Annotated in this window: 13 protein-coding genes; 10 read left to right on the top strand and 3 right to left on the bottom strand. The window is 71.7% G+C overall.

Going from position 1 to position 18,108, the window contains the following annotated elements:
* Window positions 1-345: 345 nt before the first annotated feature.
* Window positions 346-588, top strand: coding sequence for a hypothetical protein (locus tag AB0C59_RS18490; RefSeq protein WP_363005720.1), 243 nt, complete (start codon window positions 346-348; stop codon window positions 586-588).
* A 54-nt stretch (window positions 589-642) separates the two neighbouring features.
* A complete protein-coding gene (locus AB0C59_RS18485) occupies window positions 643-1,821 on the top strand; it encodes a PP2C family protein-serine/threonine phosphatase (protein WP_363005718.1) in 1,179 nt (392 codons plus the stop codon).
* 53 nt (window positions 1,822-1,874) lie between these two features.
* Here AB0C59_RS18485 and AB0C59_RS18480 read toward each other — a convergent pair whose 3' ends face one another.
* Window positions 1,875-2,360, bottom strand: a complete 486-nt coding sequence (locus tag AB0C59_RS18480; RefSeq protein ID WP_363005716.1) for a general stress protein — start codon at window positions 2,358-2,360, stop codon at window positions 1,875-1,877.
* 71 nt (window positions 2,361-2,431) lie between these two features.
* Complete coding sequence (locus AB0C59_RS18475; protein ID WP_363005714.1) at window positions 2,432-3,049, bottom strand: TetR/AcrR family transcriptional regulator; 618 nt, start codon at window positions 3,047-3,049, stop codon at window positions 2,432-2,434.
* Between the two features lie 114 nt (window positions 3,050-3,163).
* On the opposite strand from AB0C59_RS18475, the gene AB0C59_RS18470 reads away from it, so the two are divergent.
* From AB0C59_RS18470 to AB0C59_RS18440, 7 genes are all read left to right on the top strand, one after another.
* On the top strand, window positions 3,164-3,736 hold the full coding sequence (locus tag AB0C59_RS18470) for an ATP-binding protein (RefSeq protein WP_363005712.1): 573 nt from the start codon (window positions 3,164-3,166) through the stop codon (window positions 3,734-3,736).
* A gap of 421 nt (window positions 3,737-4,157) precedes the next feature.
* Window positions 4,158-6,821 (top strand): Pls/PosA family non-ribosomal peptide synthetase, encoded by a 2,664-nt coding sequence (locus AB0C59_RS18465; protein ID WP_363005710.1) that lies wholly within the window; start codon window positions 4,158-4,160, stop codon window positions 6,819-6,821.
* A gap of 13 nt (window positions 6,822-6,834) precedes the next feature.
* A complete protein-coding gene (locus tag AB0C59_RS18460) occupies window positions 6,835-10,107 on the top strand; it encodes an amino acid adenylation domain-containing protein (RefSeq protein ID WP_363005708.1) in 3,273 nt (1,090 codons plus the stop codon).
* Window positions 10,108-10,159: 52 nt separating this feature from the next.
* Window positions 10,160-11,167, top strand: coding sequence for a TauD/TfdA family dioxygenase (locus AB0C59_RS18455; protein ID WP_363005706.1), 1,008 nt, complete (start codon window positions 10,160-10,162; stop codon window positions 11,165-11,167).
* Entirely contained in the window at window positions 11,164-12,234 is a 1,071-nt protein-coding gene (sbnB, locus tag AB0C59_RS18450) for a 2,3-diaminopropionate biosynthesis protein SbnB (RefSeq protein WP_363005704.1), read from the top strand. The genes AB0C59_RS18455 and sbnB overlap by 4 nt, the downstream gene beginning before the upstream one ends.
* A gap of 37 nt (window positions 12,235-12,271) precedes the next feature.
* The gene (gene sbnA, locus AB0C59_RS18445) at window positions 12,272-13,297 is read left to right on the top strand and encodes a 2,3-diaminopropionate biosynthesis protein SbnA (protein WP_363005702.1); all 1,026 of its coding nucleotides are present in this window, start codon (window positions 12,272-12,274) and stop codon (window positions 13,295-13,297) included.
* Window positions 13,298-13,419: 122 nt separating this feature from the next.
* Window positions 13,420-14,253 (top strand): DUF1206 domain-containing protein, encoded by an 834-nt coding sequence (locus AB0C59_RS18440; protein WP_363005700.1) that lies wholly within the window; start codon window positions 13,420-13,422, stop codon window positions 14,251-14,253.
* Between the two features lie 18 nt (window positions 14,254-14,271).
* Here AB0C59_RS18440 and AB0C59_RS18435 read toward each other — a convergent pair whose 3' ends face one another.
* Entirely contained in the window at window positions 14,272-16,338 is a 2,067-nt protein-coding gene (locus AB0C59_RS18435) for a SpoIIE family protein phosphatase (protein ID WP_363005698.1), read from the bottom strand.
* Window positions 16,339-16,786: 448 nt separating this feature from the next.
* Here AB0C59_RS18435 and AB0C59_RS18430 point away from each other — a divergent pair, with 448 nt between their 5' ends.
* Window positions 16,787-17,827 (top strand): PP2C family protein-serine/threonine phosphatase, encoded by a 1,041-nt coding sequence (locus tag AB0C59_RS18430; protein ID WP_363005803.1) that lies wholly within the window; start codon window positions 16,787-16,789, stop codon window positions 17,825-17,827.
* Window positions 17,828-18,108: the final 281 nt, after the last annotated feature.

The raw sequence follows: 18,108 nt of genomic DNA, 5'->3' as shown, positions 1-18,108 counted from the left end.
GTGGGAACCGAGCCGAGGCGGGCGAAGCCGGTGAAGTCCGTGAAGCCGGTGAAGTCCGTGAAGACGGTGAAGACGGTGAAGTCGGTGAAACCGGTGAAGTCCGCGAAGCCGATGGAGACCAAGCCGAAACCGGCAACGGCGGCCAAGGCAGAAGCAAAGGCCAATCCCAAAGCCAAGGCCAAGGTCAGGACCAAGGCATCGGCGAGGACTTCGAGCAGGGTCGGAAAAGCACCGGGCAGGGTCGGAAAAGCGGAGAACAAGAGGGCGGAGAAGAAGGCACCGCCCACGCCCCGCGCACCGCGACGCGCCGGGAGGCCGACATCCTCGCCCGCTCCTGGCCGGCACGTGCTGTCCGTCGCCGTCGGGCCCCTGAGCGTGGTGGCCTCCGCGGTGGGAAGCGCCGCCTCGCTGCCCGTGGCCGCCGCCCGCCGGGTGATGTCCGTCAAGGAGGGCCTGCCGCTGTACGCGGGGCTGGGCGCGCTGACGGTGATCGGCGTGCTGGAGTGGCCGTTGGCGGTGGGTGCCGGCATGGGATACGCCGTACTGCGGCGCGGCGGCCTGCTTCAGGAGCCCGACGCGTCGAGGTGAGACGACCGCCCCGTCAGGTACTCGCGGGCCGAGCTGCGGGTGTATTCATGGAGTATGCGCCTTCAGCCCCACGACGGTGGCGCTTGGTCATGGCAGTCCAGCCGCAACCTCGTGGTGATCCCCATCGCCCTGATCGTCGTGATCACGATCGCCGACGTGCTGGCGCCCCAGAGCACGCATCTGGGGCCCTTGCTCGTGGTCGCGCCGGCGATCACCGCCTCCATCGGCGGCTCCCGGCTCACCGCGCTGATCGGCGCCCTGTCCGTCGGGGCGCTGGTGGCGATCTCGGTGATCCGCAACAGCCTGTTCAACTCCAACCACGAGAGCCAGCTCATCGCCCTGGTGCTGATCTGCGCGCTCACCGTCGTCTTCTGCAGACTGCGGGAGAGGCACAGCGCCGAGCTGCGCCAGGTGCGGTCCGTGGCCGAGGCCGCGCAACAGGTCGTGCTGCAGCCGCTACCCGAGCGCATGGGCACGCTGCGCATCGCGAGCGCCTACCGGGCCGCGACCGACCACGCGCGGATCGGCGGCGACCTGTACGCGGCCGTGCGGACCCGTCAGGGGACCCGCCTGCTCCTGGGCGACGTCCGGGGCAAGGGCCTGCCCGCGATCGAGGACGCGGCCCTGGTGCTGGGCGGGTTCAGGAGCGCCGCCCACCGGGAGCCGGCGCTGCCCGCGCTCCGGGCGGAGCTGGACGCGACGGTGTGCTGGAGTCTGGCGCAGCCCGCGAGGGAGGAGCCGGACGCGGACGAGTCCTTCGTCACGGCCATGCTGATCGACATCCCCGACCACGAGCCCGTGGTGCGGATCCTCAACTGCGGTCACCCCCCGCCGTTCCGGCTGCGCGCAGGGCAGGTCACGGTCCTCGCGCCGGGGCAGTGCGCGACTCCGCTCGGCATGTGCCTGCCCCACGCGCCGACGGGGTCCGTGGACACGTACGCGTTCGAGCCCGGCGACATGCTGGTGCTCTACACCGACGGAGTCACCGAGGCGCGGGACGCGGACGACCGGTTCTATCCGCTCGCCGAACGGCTTCCGTCCTGGAAGGACATGGACACCCCGGGCGGGCTGATCGAGCGGGTCCGTGACGATCTCGGCATGTTCTGCCGGAGCACCTTCGACGACGACGCCGCGCTGGTCGTGGTGCGCCGCGGGGTGGTGACCGGTGAGAGGGACGCCTCGGACGACGAGGAGACCGCGCAGGCGGCCGCCCGGCGCTGCCGCCCCCCCTGACCCACCGGTCGCCGCACTGGTAGCCCGCCCGGCCGCGGGAGGAGAGGCGGGCCTCAGCCCTCGCGCCAGCCCAGTTTGATCAGCATGTTCCTGGCCTCCTCGGCGACCTCCGCCTCGGCCACGACGTCGTAGCGCGCGGCGACGATCTGGCTGCGGGAGGCGAAGTCGTGGCGGCCCCCGGTGAGCGCGTGGCCGGTGAATCCGAAGAGGGCACCGAAGATCGCGCCGTAGAACAGGCCGCTGATCATCAGGACGAACACGCGGTGGTTGCCTGCCGCGAACAGGGCCAGCAGCAGGCCGATGAGCAGCCCGAACCAGGCGCCCGAGCCGGCACCGGCGAGCGCGGCACGACCGCGGGTGAGGCGCCCCAGCACCGTCTCCACCATGCGCAGGTCCGTGCCGATGATCGCGGTGCGCTCCACCGGGAACCTGTGGTCGGAGAGGAAGTCGACGGCTCGCTGGGCCCCCTCGTAGGTGGGGTAGGAGCCGACCACCGGCCGCTCCAGCGGCGCGGAGTGCGGTGGTGGGTGCTGGGTCATCGAAGGGCTCCCTTCGTCACCTCGCAGCCTGCTGCCCCGCGACGGCCGCCGCAAGGCGGGACGCTCCGGTCTCAGGCGTCCGCACCCGCGCCGCGGCCGGTGGACCAGTGGGGTTCGAACCGGTCCAGAAGGACGCGGAAGGCGCGGTCCGCGCGGTCCCAGTCGCCGTCGGCCAAGGGGGCGAACACCAGACCGAAGGCGGAGCCGACCACGAGGGCGGCCTCCTCCCGGGCGGCCTCCTCGGACATGCCGAGACCGCGGAAGAGGGGCGTGAGCAGGCCAGTCCACTCGGAGAGCAGACTGCGGAAGAGGGGGCCGTAGCGGTCGGGGTCCATCAGGCTGACGGCCATCAGTTCGAAGTAGAGCGGCAGCATGGCGCGGCGGTCCGGCGCACCGAGCTGCCGCCACACCTCCTCCAGGAAGCGCCGCAGGGTGGCCGCGTCCCGGACGGGGCCGACGTCCTCCAGAAGCGAGGCGAAGCGCAGCATCGGGCGCCGCTCATCCAGGGCGAGCGCCTCGGAGACCAGGCGCTCCTTGGTGCCGAAGTAGTACAGCAGCATGCGGTCGCTGGTCCCCAGCGCCCGGGCCATGGGGCGCAGGGAGAGCCCGGCGAGCCCGTGGCGGACCACGTACTCACGGACTCGGTCCAGCAGTTCCAGCCGCTTGGCGGGGTCGGGGGGGCGTGGCATGGGCACTCCGCATCGATCCGGGTCACGCGTCCAGTTCGCACCATTTCGGTAGTATTTATGGCTTTTTACCGTAGCACGTGCTACACCTATAGATGTCCCTGTAGCACGCGCTACATGAACGGCGATGCGGCCGGCACGGCCGCACTCCCGACCCTGACAGCGCGAAATGAGCTGATCACGATGTTCGCCTCCCTCCCGGGACCGTCCGCCGCCGCCTCCGCCTCCTGGTGGCGCCGATGCGCGGCGCTGTGGGCCCGCGGCGCGCGGTCCCTGCACCCGCTGAGCGTTCCGGCGAACCGCGTCGTCGCACGGGAGGCCTCCTGGCCCCTGGCCAGCGAGCCCGTCTCGGTCTCTCGCGCCAGGCGGCTGGTGACGGCACGCCTGGCCGCGTGGAAGCTGGGCGGCGAACTCGCGGACACCGCCGAGCTCCTGGTCAGCGAGCTGGTCACCAACGCGCTGCGCCACGCGCCCGGCCCGGTCCGGCTCAACCTGCGGGTGTCCGACTCCCGGCTGCGCTGCGAGGTCGAGGACACCCACGACACCCGCCCGTTCCGCCGCTCCATCTGCACCGAGGAGGCGGAGAGCGGACGCGGGGTGGAACTCCTGGAGATACTCAGTGCCGCCTGGGGCTGCTTCCACACGGCGACCGGCAAGACCAGCTGGTTCGAACTCGAGACCTCCGAGTAGGAGTCGCCCGCGAACGCCGCCGCGGCCGCGGCTTCGACCCACACAAGAGCCGAACGGCCTGTAGAATAAGATGTAATAACCACCTTCCGATGTGCCCTGGAACTTCCGGGGTCGGCCATCGAGAAACCCACCCTCGGGGACTCGACGTCCACTTGGGTGAAAAATCCTGCTCACTCGGACGATGCGGGAACGGTGGAATACCGGCCGTCGAGCGTCAGTGACACGCCGTCTCCCATTCGTCGCCCGAGTGGCAGTCCGACGGCGGTCGAATAAAACTGAAACGCGTGGTTTCGTGATCACATAAGAGCGAACGACCTCAACGACTCGTAAGCTCCGGAATTCCCGCCCCTTCGTCACCGGGTGCGAGAACTCCGGACCGGCCGCTGGCCGGGGGTTGTCGACATGTCTTCGAGGAGCTCGAATGGTGGAGAAGTCTGCCGAGGTCTTGACGTCCGGGCCCGAAGAACCCGCGACCGCCAAGCCCAGCGATACCGGCATGACGACGACAGACACCGCTAGGAAACTCGCCGAAGTACTGGCCGACCTTGTCTCCGTCGAACAGGTCGGGGCCGACAGCCACTTCTTCCACGACCTCGGCGCCAACTCGCTGGTCATGGCGCAGTTCTGCGCGCGGCTGAGGAAGCGGCCCGATCTGCCGTCCGCCTCCATGAAGGACATCTACCGCAACCCGACGGTCAAGAGCCTGGCGGCGGCGCTCGCGGACGCCTCCCCCGCGGCGGCGACACGGCCGGCGGGGGACTCCTCCGCGACCGTCCAGGCCGCCGGCGACCTACGGGTGACGGCATCGGCCCCGGCCCTGGTGCAGCACGTCAGCGAGCAGGCACCGGCACGCAGGAACCGGGCCGGCACGGTCGACTTCGTCCTGTGCGGCACCCTCCAGCTCATGGTCTTCCTGGCGTACTCCTTCCTCGTCGGAGTGGGCGCCGCCCAGGGCTACGACTGGGTGTCCAATGGCGACGGCTTCGTACAGATCTATCTGCGCGCCGTCCTGTTCGGCGGCATGGGGTTCCTCGCGGTGTGCGCGCTGCCCATCGTCGCGAAATGGGTGCTCGTCGGACGCTGGAAGCCGTGCGCGTTCGAGGTGTGGAGCCCGGCCTATCTGCGCTTCTGGATAGTCAAGGTCCTGGTGCACGCCAACCCGATGATCCTGTTCGTCGGAACTCCCCTGTACGTGCTGTACCTGCGGGCCCTCGGCGCCCGAATCGGCAAGGGCGTCACGATCCTGTCCCGCTCGGTCCCGGTCTGCACCGACCTGCTGTCCGTCGGCGCGGGCACGGTCATCCGCAAAGAATCGTTCTTCCTGTGCTACCGGGCGCACGCCGGCCAGATCCAGACCGGCCGGGTCAGCATCGGCCGGGACGTCCTCATCGGCGAGAAGACGGTGCTCGACATCGACACGTCGATGGGCGACCGGAGCCAGCTCGGACACTCCTCCGCCCTGTACCGGGGCCAGTCGGTCCCCGACGCCGAGCACCACCACGGCTGCCCCGCGGAACCCACGTCCATCGACTACCTGCGGGTCCCCCCGGCCAGGTGCGGCACGCTGCGCCGGGCCTGCTTCAGCCTGTCCTCCCTGCTCCAGCTGTTCCTGCTGTACCTGCCGCTGAGCGTCGGCGGTGTGTACTTGCTGATCAACGCCGTCCCGTCGCTGGACGACCGGCTGGACCCGGACGCGGGCACGCTGACACCGTCGGTGCTCGTGGTCGACGCGCTGCAGGTCTCCCTCGCCGCCTTCTTCGGCGTCGGGGTCCTCGGCCTCCTCGTCCTGTACACCCTGCCCCGCCTGCTGAGCCTCGCCCTCAAGCCCGACCGGGTCTATCCGCTCTACGGATTCCGCTATGCGGCCCACCGGGCGATCGTCGTCATGACGAACATCAAGTTCTACGCCTGGCTGTTCGGCGACAGCTCCTTCGTCGTCCACTACCTGCGCGGCCTCGGGTACGACCTGACCCAGGTCGAGCAGACCGGGTCGAACTTCGGCACGGAGATGCAGCACGAGTCGCCGTTCCTGGCCCGGGTCGGCCGGGGGACGATGGTCGCCGACGGGCTCTCCATCGTGAACGCCGACTACTCCAGCACGTCCTTCAAGGTGTCCCGGGCCTCGATCGGGCCGCACAACTTCATCGGCAACAACATCGCCTATCCCGCGGGCGGCAGGACGGGCGAGAACTGCCTGCTGGCGACCAAGGTGATGATCCCGCTCGACGGCGAGATCCGCAGCGGGATCGGCCTGCTCGGCTCCCCCTGCTTCGAGATCCCGCGCACCGTGGAGCGCGACACCCGGTTCGACCACCTGCGGGCCGGCGACGAGCTGCGGCGCCGCCTGCGCGCCAAGAACCACTACAACCTGCGCTCCATCGCTCTGTGGCTGGTCCTGCGCTGGCTGCACGCCTTCGGCCTCGCCCTGATCGCGCTCGCCTCCTTCGACCTGTACGGCGTCCTCGGACACCTGGTGATCGCCACCTACCTGGCGCTCACCCTCGGCTTCACCACGCTGTACTTCATCCTGACCGAGCGGTGCATCGCGAGGTTCCGGCCGCTGCGCCCCCAGCTCTGCTCCATCTACGACCCCTACTTCTGGTGGCACGAGCGCCTGTGGAAGGTCCCGGCCCGCTTCCTGAACATGTTCAACGGCACCCCGTTCAAGAGCCTGGTCTGGCGGCTGCTCGGCGTACGCATCGGCCGCCGGGTGTTCGACGACGGGCTCCTGGTGACGGAACGGACCCTCACCACCATCGGGGACGACTGCACGTTCAACGCCGGCAGCAAGATCCAGTGCCACTCGCAGGAGGACGGCACGTTCAAGTCCGACCACAGCAGGCTCGGCGCGGACTGCACCCTCGGCGTCGGCGCGCATGTGCACTACGGCGTGACCATGGGCGAGGGCGCCGTGCTGGCGACCGACTCCTTCCTCATGAAGGGCGAGGAAGTGCCCCCGCACGAACAGTGGGGAGGCAACCCCGCCGCGCCGATGCCGCAGGCTCCCGCGCCCGCCCTCGCGCCGGGCCAGGCGGCCGCCGCTCCCCCGCCCTGCGCCGGCGACGCCGCGCCGCAGGCCCGCTGAGGAAGGTCATCCGATGGAAGCGCACGTGCAGACGGACCGGGAGTTCTGGACCGGTGTGCTCGACGCCGGCGGACTGACCGCGGTCCCCCGCTGGGTGCGGGAGCCGGCGGCGGGCGTCGCCGAGTACGAGGCGACGGTGCCGCAGGACGTCGGCGTGCGGGTCCGCGCCCTCGCGCGGCAGCTCTCCGTCCCGCTGAGCGCGGTGCTGCTGGCCGCCCACGCCAAGGTGCTCGCGGCGCTGTCGGGTGAGCGGGACGTGGTGACGGGCTACGCCGCCGGGACCCGGCGCGGGCCGCTGCCCTGCCGCCTCGCCGTCGCCCCCGGCTCGTGGCGGGCACTGGTGGAGAGCGCTCGGGAGGCCGAGGCGGACCTGCTGCGGCACCGCGACTTCCCGGTGGACGACCTGCGGCGGGAGCTGGGGGTGAGCGGGCCGTCGTACGAGGTCGTGTTCGACCCGGGCAGGAGCACCTGCGGACTGGTCGACGACGCCGCGCTGAGCGTGGACTGGTCCGACCACGACGGCCGGCTGTCGGTGCGGCTGCGCTGCCGCACGCAGGTGCTGGACGCGGAGGCCGCGGCCCGGATCGGCGGCTACCACCTGGCCGCGCTCACGGCGATGGCGTCCGACGCCGACGCCGAGCACACCCGGGTGGACCTCCTGTCCGCCGAGGAGACGCGGTACCAGCTGCACGGGCTCGCCGGGCCGCACCGGGAGCTGCCCGACGCGCGTGCCCACGAGCTGTTCGAGCGTCGGGTGCGCGAGCGGCCCGATGCCGTGGCCGCCGTGCACGGCGACCGCTCCTGGACCTACCAGGAGCTGAACCAGCGGGCCAACCGGCTGGCGCGAGCGCTCCTCGCCCACGGCGTGCAACGCGAGAGCGTGGTGGCGGTCGTCACCGAACGCGACCTGGACTGGCTGGCCTCGGTGCTGGCGGTGTTCAAGGCCGGCGGCGTCTACCTGCCCGTCGAACCGCACTTCCCGGCGTCCCGGATCGCGGCCGTGCTGACGCGCGCCGGCTGCCGGCTGGCGCTCACCGAGCCCGGCAGCACCAGCACCCTCGACCAGGCCCTGGGCACGCTCGACGGGGTCGAGCGGCTGCTGATCGGGGCGGCGTACGAGGAAGGGCACGCGGACGGCGACCTCGGGGTGGAGGTCGCCCCCGACCAGCTCGCGTACATCTACTTCACCTCGGGCTCCACCGGCGAGCCCAAGGGCGCCATGTGCGAGCACGCGGGCATGCTCAACCACCTCTTCGCCAAGATCGACGACCTGGGGATCGGCGAGGACCGGGTGGTGGCGCAGACCGCGCCGCAGTGCTTCGACATCTCGCTGTGGCAGCTGCTGGCCGCGCTGCTGGTCGGCGGGCGAACGCTGCTGGTGGAGCAGGAGGCCGTGCTGGACGTGGAGCGCTTCCTGGACACCCTGGTCCGGGGCCGGGCCGGGGTGGTGCAGGTCGTGCCCTCGTATCTGGAGGTCGTCGTCTCCTGTCTCGAACGGCGCCCGCGCGACCTGCCCGACCTACGATGCGTGTCGGTGACCGGCGAGGCGCTGAAGCGGGAGCTGATCCAGCGCTGGTTCGCCATCAGGCCGGGGGTCACCCTGGTCAACGCCTACGGGCTGACCGAGACCTCGGACGACACCAACCACGAGGTCATGGACGCGCTGCCGCAGGGCGACCGGGTGCTGCTCGGCCGGGCCGTGAACAACGTGCGCGTCCACGTCGTGGACGAGCGGCTGGCGCTGGTGCCCCTGGGCGCCCCCGGGGTGATCGCGTTCTCCGGGGTCTGCGTGGGACGCGGCTACGTCAACGACCCCGAGCGGACGCGCGCGGCGTACCGCGAGGACCCCCACCGGCCCGGTGAGCGGCTGTACGTGGGGGGCGACTGGGGCCGCTGGCACCCGGACGGCAAGCTGGAGTTCCTCGGCCGCCGCGACAACCAGGTGAAGATCCGCGGCTTCCGCATCGAGATCGGGGAGATCGAGAACACCCTGCTCAAGGTGCCCGGAGTGCGCGACGGCGCCGTGGTCGTCGCCGAGCGGGCCGGCCGCACCCGGCACCTGATCGCCTACTACTGCGGCAGGACCCGGCAGGTGGAGGTGCTGCGGCAGGCGCTGGGGACCGCGCTGCCCTCGTACATGGTCCCCTCGGCCTTCCACTGGCTGCCCAGCCTGCCGCTGACCGCCAACGGCAAGGTCGACCGGAAGGCGCTGACCGCGCTGGCCGAGCAGGACCCGGCCGGCCCGCCCGCCGACGGCGGCGCGGGGCAGGAGGACCGTGCGCCGCGCACGGAGGGCGAGAGCAGGCTGGCCGCCGCCTGGGCCGAGGTGCTCGGTGTCCCCGCGGGGCAGATCGGGCGGCACGACCACTTCTTCGACTCGGGCGGCACCTCGCTGACGGCCGTGAAACTGACCATCGCGCTGGGCCGCGCGGTGTCCCTCAAGGACATCACCCGGCATCCGGTGCTCGCCGACCTCGCCGCCCTCCTGGACGGGACGGCCGCCGGCCGCACCGAGCTGCTCCAGCCGCTGTCCGGGACGGACGGCGGGCCCGAGTGCGCCCTGGTGTGCTTCCCCTACGCGGGCGGCAACGCGGTCAACTTCCGGCCGATGGCCGCCGCCCTCGCCGGGCGCGGCCCCGCCGTGTACGCGGTCGACCTGCCCGGCCACGACCTGGCCGCCCGGGACGAGCCGTTCACTCCGATGGCGCAGACGGTGGAACGGGTTGTCGCGGAGATCACCGCACGCGGCCTCACGAAGGTCATGCTGTGGGGCCACTCCTCGGGTGCCGCCCCGGCGCTGGAGACCGCGAGGCGGCTTCTGGAGCGCGGTGTGGAGGTGCCCCGGGTGTTCCTCGGCGCGCAGCTGCCGGGGACCGCCGAGGAACGGCGGCACGCCCTGACCGCGCTCGAGGCGCGCAGCAACGCCGAGATCGCCGGGGACCTGACCGCGGACAGCGGATACACCGAGCTGGGCGAGCTGAACGCCCGGCACGCCGAGCATGTCGGCGCCGCGTACCGGCACGACTGTGTGTCCGCCCACCGCTACTTCGCCGATGTGCTGGAACACCCTCCGGCGGTGAGACTGACTGCGCCGGTCACCGTCGTCATCGCCGCCGACGACCCCCTGACCCCCGGTTTCCGCGACCGGTACCGGGACTGGCAGTCGCTGGCCGACCACGTGGAGCTGCGGGAACTGGCCGACGGCGGCCACTACTTCCCGCGCACCCGTCCGGCCGGAGCGGCGTCGGCGGTCCTGGGAGCCGTCGAACTGATCGCGTCACCCTGACCCCCCTGTGAACCTCCTCGGGCCTCTTGAACGGCTGTCGAAAGGAAAACAGATGTCGTCCTCGCAATCGCTGGCCTCCCTGCTCGAGGTGGAGCTGCGGCCGGACAAGCCCCCGATCCTGCGGGTAGACACCGCGCCGGACCCGTCGGCCTGGGCCGCCGAGTACCGCGAGGCGCTGAGGGCGCAGGTCACCGAGCACGGCGCGCTGCTGGTCCGCGGTCTGGGGCTCGGTGACGCCGCCTCGGCCGGCGCCGTCCTCACCGCGCTGGCCGGCGGTCTGATGACGGAGAGGGAGGCGTTCGCGCCCCGGGAGAGCCGTGGCCCGGGCCTGTACTCCTCCGCCACCTGGCCGTCCAACCAGCCGATGTGCATGCACCACGAACTCAGCTACCGGCTGGAGGTGCCCGGCCTGATGCTGTTCGCGTGCCTGACCGCGCCGGCCGAGGGCGGCGCGACCGCGGTGGCCGACTCCGAGCGTGTGCTGGCCGCGCTGCCGCCCGCGATCACCGAGCGGTTCGAACGGGAGGGCTGGCTGCTCACGCGCAGCTACAACGACGAGATCGGGGCGTCCCTGACGGAGTCGTTCGGCACGGAGAACCCCGTGGCGATCGAGCAGTACTGTCGTGCGAACGCCATCGAGTTCGACTGGCAGTCCGACGGTTCGCTGCGTACCCGTCAGCGCCGCAGCGCCGTGGTGGGGCACCCGCTCACCGGCCGGCGCTGCTGGTTCAACCAGATCGCGTTCCTGAACCAGTGGACCCTGGCCCCGGAGGTGCGCGAGTACCTGGTGGACGTCTACGGCGAGGACGGGCTGCCGTTCAACACCCGTTTCGGCGACGGAGCGCCGGTCGGGGAGGACATCGTCGCCACGCTCAACGCCGCCTACGAGGAGCACACCCGCAGAGAGCCCTGGCAGGCGGGAGACCTGATGCTCGTGGACAACGTGCGCACCGCGCACAGCCGGGAGGCGTTCGGCGGGGAGCGCGAGGTGGTGGTCGCGATGGCCGAGCCGCGCAGGCTCTCGGACGCGTGCCCGACCCTGGAGGCGAGCGGGCGATGACCACGACCTCCTCCCCCACCCCCCAGCCCACGGCCTCGCACCGGGCCCCGGCACCCACCTTCGCGGTGATCTCCGGCGCCCAGGTGCGCCAGGCCCTCCACAGGCGCGAGAAGCAGGTCGTGGAACTGGTCGAGGCCACCTACCGGCTGCACGGCTCGGGTGACTCCGTCAACCCTCCGTCGTACTTCCTGCGCTTCCCGGACCGCCCCGCGGACCGGATCATCGCCCTGCCCGCGTCCCTCGGCGGCCCGGCCCCGGTGGACGGCCTGAAGTGGATCTCCAGCTTCCCCGCCAACGTCCCGTCCGGCCTGCCCCGGGCCTCGGCCGTGCTCATCCTCAACGACCATGACACGGGATATCCGTTCGCCTGCCTGGAGAGCTCCATCGTCAGCGCCACCAGGACCGCGGCGTCCGCCGCGCTGGCGGCCGACCGGCTCAGCCACGGCAGGTCGCGTCCCACCCGCGTCGGGTTCTTCGGCACGGGTCTGATCGCCCGCTACATCCACACGTTCCTGGCCGGCACGGGCTGGGCGTTCGAGCGGGTCGGCGTGCACGACGTGTCCCCGGACAGCGCGGCCGGCTTCCGCGGCTATCTGGAGCAGTCCGGCGCCACGGGGCAGGTCACCGTGCACGAGAGCCCCGAGGAGCTGATCCGCTCCAGCGACCTGGTGGTGTTCGCCACCGTCGCCTCCCAGCCCCATGTCACCGATCCCGACTGGTTCACCCACAACCCCCTGGTCCTGCATGTCTCCCTGCGCGACCTCGCACCCCAGATCCTGCTGCGCTCGGCCAACTTCGTGGACGACGTCGAGCACTGCCTGAAGGCCGACACCTCGCCGCACCTGGCCGAACAGCTCACCGGCAACCGTGACTTCCTGAACGGCACCCTCGACGACGTCATGTCCGGACGGGTGAGCCCGCCGACCGACCGGCCCGTGGTGTTCTCACCGTTCGGGCTGGGCGTCCTCGACCTCGCCGTCGGCAAGTACGTCTACGACGAGATCGCCCTGGCCGGACACCTCCACCTCATCGACCACTTCTTCCACGAGCTGCGCCGATACGGCTGAACGCCTTCACCTTCGGCTCTGGCACCAGGAGGCCACCGTGCCCGTCATCTCCACCCCTCAAGCCTTCAACGAAAGCCAGCTCTACGTCGATCTCCAGTCGATCTTCGGGCGCTCCCTCTACCTGAAGTGCGAGGGCTTCAACTTCGCCGGTTCGGTCAAACTGAAGGCCGCGATCGAGATGGTGGAGACCGCTGAGCGGGACGGGCTCCTCGGGCCGGACTCGATCCTTGTCGAGTCGTCGTCGGGAAACCTGGGCGTGGCACTCAGCATGATCGCCGCGAGCAAGGGCTACCGGTTCATCTGTGTGACGGACTCCCGCTGCAACCTGTCGACCAGGCTGCTCATGGAGGCGCTGGGCAGTGAGGTCCACATCATCGCGGACCTGGACGCCAACGGCGGGTTCCTCGGTGCCCGGATCGACTACGTGCGCGCGCTGTGCGCCTCCGACGACCGGTACGTGTGGCTCAGCCAGTACACCAACCCGGGCAACTGGCGGGCGCACTACCGCAGGACGGCCCCGGAGATCGCCCGTCAGTTCCCCCGCCTCGACGTGCTGTTCGTCGGCGCGGGCACCACCGGGACCCTGATGGGCTGCGCCCGCTACTTCCGCGAGTGGCACCGGCCGGTGCGGATCGTGGCGGTGGACAGCGTGGGTTCGGTGAGCTTCGGGGGCGAGCCGGGTCGGCGGATGATTCCCGGGCTGGGCATGAGCATGCGGCCGCCGCTGCTCGACGAGTCGTACGTCGACGAGGTGATCAGGGTCGAGGAGGCGGACACCATCCGCGCCTGCCACCGGCTGGCCCGGCGCGGGTTCCTGTTCGGGGGTTCGACCGGGACCGTGGTCAGCGGCGCGATGGACTGGCTGGCCCGGCACGAGAGACGGGGCCTGACCGCCGTGGCGATCGCGCCGGACCTCGGCGAGCGCTACCTGGACACGATCTACCAGACCAACTGGCTGCACGACCTGTACGGCGACGACGTCCTGGGCCTGGACGACATGACCCCCGCTCCCCGGGGAGCCGAGCGCACGCCGCGGGCGACGGGCCGGCGGCGCAAGACCTGAGGGCCGCCGGCTCGCCGCCGACGACCGCCGTCCGCTCGCGCGGGGCCCTCACCGTCGGCCCCGCGCCCGCCGACCGCGTGTGCCCGCCGGGTGCCGGGGCATCCGGGTCCCAGGAGGTCCGGATGAACACGAGTACGGTGGCCCGCGCGACCGGGGCCGGAACGCGGCGCACCAGGGATTCGGTGACGGAGGGCGCCGCTCGGGCGGGGCTGACGGCGCGGGGGGTGATCTATCTGCTGATCGGCGTGCTGGCCCTGAGGATCGCCTTCGGTGACGGGCACCAGGAGGCGGACCGGCAGGGAGCCCTCGCCGAGATCGCCAAGGAGCCGTTCGGCGCCGTGATGCTGTGGGCGCTGGGGGCCGGACTGGCCGGGATGGCGCTGTGGCGGCTGTCGGAGGCCGCGTTCGGAGCGGGGGGAGCGGACGGACGCAAGGTCCACAAGCGGCTCATGGCGCTCGGGCGGTGCGTGTTCTACGGGTTCGTCGCCACCTCCGTGCTGTCGCTGGCGGCGGGTTCGGGCAACGGGGGCTCCTCCAGTGACCAGCAGTCCCGGGACCTCACCGCCCGGGCCCTGGGGATGCCCGGCGGCCAGTGGATCGTGGGGGTCGCCGCGGTCGGGGTGCTCGGCGCCGGGGTGTGGATCGGTGTCAGGGCGGTGCGGCGCGACTTCCACGACAAGCTGAAGCTCGGTGAGATGTCCCGGCGGGCGCGCCGCGCGGTGGACGTCACGGGTGTGGGCGGCGGCGCCACGCGCGGACTGGTGTTCGCCGCGGCGGGCGTCTTCGCCGTGCGGGCGGCGGTGGACTACCGGCCCGACCGGGCCAAGGGGCTGGACGACACGCTGCGCTCGTTCGCCGACACGCCGTTCGGACCGTGGCTGCTGGTCCTGGTGGCCGTGGGAGTGGCGCTGTTCGGTCTCTTCTCCTTCGCGCTGGCGCGCTGGCGCAGGGTCTGAGGGACCCGGGGCGCCGGATCAGGCGGCGCGGGCGACGAGAAGGGCGACGTCGTCGTGGTCGTCGGGGTGGCGCAGCCCGTACAGCAGCAGGTCGCAGGTCTCCTCCAGGGGGCGTCGGGGCTCGTCGAGCAGGCTCAGGAGGAGGTCGAGCCGGTCGTCTATGGGATGGTGCCGGGTCTCCACGAGGCCGTCGGTGTAGAGGATCAGCAGATCCCCCTCGTCCAGCCGGACCGTGGTCGTCTCGAACGGGACGCCGCCGACGCCGAGCGGGGCGCCCGCGGGCAGTTCCAGGAGCGTGGGGGCGTGTCCGGGACCCACCAGCGCGGGCGGCATGTGTCCCGCGTTCGCGATCCGGCAGGTCCTCTCGTGCGGGTCGTACACGGCGTAGACGCAGGTGACGATGTAGTGCTCCAGATCACAGGTGATCTTGTCCAGGTGCTGGAGGACCGCGTCGGGTTCGAGGTCGAGGTCCGCGTAGGCGCAGGTCGCGGTCCGCAGCCTGCCCATGGTGGCGGCGGCGTCGATGCCGTTGCCCATGACGTCGCCGACGACCAGCGCCGTCTTGTCCCCCGCGAGCGGGATGACGTCGTACCAGTCGCCGCCGACCTCGCTCGTGGTCTGCGCCGGCTGGTAGCGGGTGGCCAGCTCCAGGCCGGTGTGCTGCAGCGGGTGGGCGGGCAGCAGGCTGCGCTGGAGCGTGAGGGCGGTGTTGCGCACGCTCTGGTACCAGCGGGCGTTGTCGATGGCCACCGCGGCCCGGCCGGCCAGCTCGCTGGCCAGGACGACGTCGTCGTCGTCGAAGGCGACCGGGTTGCGGGTGCGCTTGAGGTCCAGCGCCCCGAGCACCTCGCCGTGCGCGATCAGCGGGACCGCCAGGTAGGAGTGGACGCCGGCGCGTGCGAGGAGGGTGGTCGCCTCGGGGTCGCGGGCGATCCGTGAGAGGTCCTGGTCGCCGACGTGACGCACCAGGACCGGCCGCCCGGAGTGGACGCACAGGGTGACCAGCCGGTCCCCCTCGTAGGAGGCGAGGTCGCCGGGAGGATCGGCGGCGCGCAGGGCCACCGTGGGATGCGAGGCCTTCAGGGCGAGCGCCCGGAAGAGTTCCGGACCGGTGTCGGGTTTGCTCGTGCGGCGGCAGGCGAGCGCCGAGTCCAGGACGTCGACGGCGACCACGTCGGCGAGCACCGGGGTCGCGATCTCGGCCAGCTCCCGTGCGGTGGTGTCCACCTCCAGCGTGGTGCCCACCCGGGCGGAGGCGTCGGCGATCAGGGCCAGCCGGCGCCGGGCCCGGTCGGCCTCGATGGCCGCGCGATGGCGCTCGGTGACGTCCACGACCGAGGTCGCCGCGCCGAGGACCCGCCCGCCGGGGTCCTCCAGCCGGTAGAACGAGAGGGACCAGGCGTGGTCGTTGTCGGGGTCGGCGGGGGTGCGGCCGACGGCGTACTGGTCGAGCAGCGGGGTGCCGGTGGCCAGGACCTGCTGCAGGGCGGACTCGATGGTGTCGATGTCGGGGAAGGCCAGGGTCTCGCGCAGGTGCCGGCCGATGTGCTCCTTGGCGGGTATCCCGTCGATGCGCTCCAGCGCGGGGTTGACCAGCAGGCAGCGCAGCTCCGGGTCCATGAGGGCCAGGCCGATGGGTGACTGGTTGACCAGCCGTTCGCACAGCGCCAGGTTGGTCTCCACCTGCTGCAGGGCGGTGTGGTCGGCGGCGATGCCGAGGGCGTAGGCGTCGCCCCGGTCGTTCAGGAGCCGCATGTTGCGGAACTCCATGAGGCGGGTGTCGCCGTCCTTGTGCCGGATGGGGAAGGCCCCGGACCAGCTGCGTCCGGTCTCCAGCACCTCGGAGAACAGGCTGACCACGGCGTGCAGGTGCTCGGGCTGGATGAACAGGCGCGCCGCGAACTCTCCGAGCGCCTCCTGCGCGGTGTACCCGAAGAGATCCTCCGCCTGGGGGCTCCAGAAGACGATGCGGCCGCTCGGGTCCAGCACGACCGCGGCGACGCTGAGCATGTCCAGCAGGCCGCTGGTCCGCTCCTGCCCCGGGCCCCTGTTGTCGTCCTCGGCCTGGAACGAGTCGGCTGTCATCCCGGATCTCCCTGTTCGGGTACTTCCATGCTGCCCCCGTCACAGCGCGCTGCCCAGCGCAGGGCTCCTGCTGCGAGTACCCCCTACGGCCCTGTATCGCATGATCCCCGTGCCGTAGGATCGTCACGAAGGTACCGATATGCCTCTTTCGGAGTAAATGATCGGTTTGACCTGCGGACCGCATCGGGCTGATCCTCGTGATCAGCCCCCCGCCAGGAGTTCGTGTGCACAGGCCGAGTGACCGGATCCGCCAGGGCCCGCGTGGGTTCCTGCCGCCGGCGGCGTGCCGTGCGCCGCGGAGCGAGCCGTGAGACGGCCCCACCGGCCAGGTTTCCGTGACGCCCGGGGCCGGCCGGCGGGATCGTCGGGCGGCACGGACAGCACGGGTCTCGCGGGCGGGGCCACGCCCGCGCCTCCCGCGTGGTTGCGGTGGCTGCCGTTGCTCTACGTGGCGGCGGTCCTGGCGCTGGAACCGCTCACGCCGGTGGACTGGCCGGTCAGCTTCGTGCTCATCGCGATCCCCGTCATCGCCGCCTTCGCCCACGGCCCCGTCACCGTCGCCCTCGTCACGGCCCTCACGATCGTCTTCGAGGGGGTCCTGGCGGGCACGCCGTGCTGCGCGGGCCGCTCCGTGGGCTATCTGTGGGAGCGGCACTACGTGGCCTCGTACGTCTCGACCGCCCTGATAGGGCTTCTCGGCGCCCTTCTCGCCGCCCACCGGACCCGCCGGGAACGCACCCTCGCGACCGTGCGGTTCGTGGCCGAGACGGCCCAGCGCGTGCTGCTGCGGCCGGTGCCGCACCGGGTCGGGCAGATCTGCGTGGAGACCCTGTACCTGTCCGCCGCCGCGGAGGCGCGCATCGGGGGAGATCTGTACGAGGCGGTACCGACGGCGCACGGGGTGCGGCTGCTCATCGGCGACGTCCGGGGCAAGGGGCTGGTGGCGGTGGAGACCGCGGCGACGATGCTCGGCGCGTTCCGCGAGGCCGCGCACGACGAGCCGAACCTGGCCGCGGTGGCGCACCGGGTGGAGACCAGCATGACCCGCAGGGCGGCGGAGCTGCGCGGGAGCGAGGTGGCGGAGCGGTTCGTCACCGCCGTGTTCGCGGAGATCCCGGAGGGTGAACCCGTCGTGCGCCTCGTCAACTGCGGGCATCCGCCACCGCTGCTCATCCGGCGCGGCGAGGTCGTGGAACTGGAGCCGGAGGATCCCTCGCCGCCCATCAATCTGGGGGTGCTCGTGGGGGACGACTACCACGTCGAGGTGAAGCCGTTCGGGCCCGGGGATCAGCTGCTGCTGTACACGGACGGGGTGACCGAGACGCGTGACAGGCGCGGGAACTTCTATCCGCTGACGGAGCGAGTGCGGGGGTGGGCGGCGCTGGGGCCTGGCGGCCTGCTGAACCGGCTCCATCAGGATCTGCTGGCGTACAGCGATGCGCGGCTGGACGACGATACGGCGGCGTTGTCGGCTTATCGCATGCCGTGAGGGGGTTGGGGGGGCGGTTTTTTGCGCAGTTCCCCGCGCCCCTATCCCGGGGGGGTGAGGCGCCTTGTCGGCTGCGGGGCCGTCGTGAGGTTTGCGCAGTTCCCCGCGCCCCCATCCGGGGGGCGTGGGGCGACATGACGGCTGCAGGTTCGTCGTGGGATTTCGCGCAGTTCCCCGCGCCCCCATCCGGGGGGGTGAGGCGCCTTGTCGGCTGCGGGGCCGTCGTGAGGTTTGCGCAGTTCCCCGCGCCCCCATCCGGGGGGCGTGGGGCGACATGACGG

Source organism: Streptomyces sp. NPDC048664 (assembly GCF_040650555.1).
Lineage (GTDB): Bacteria > Actinomycetota > Actinomycetes > Streptomycetales > Streptomycetaceae > Streptomyces.
This window is presented reverse-complemented; position numbering and strand designations above follow the sequence as displayed.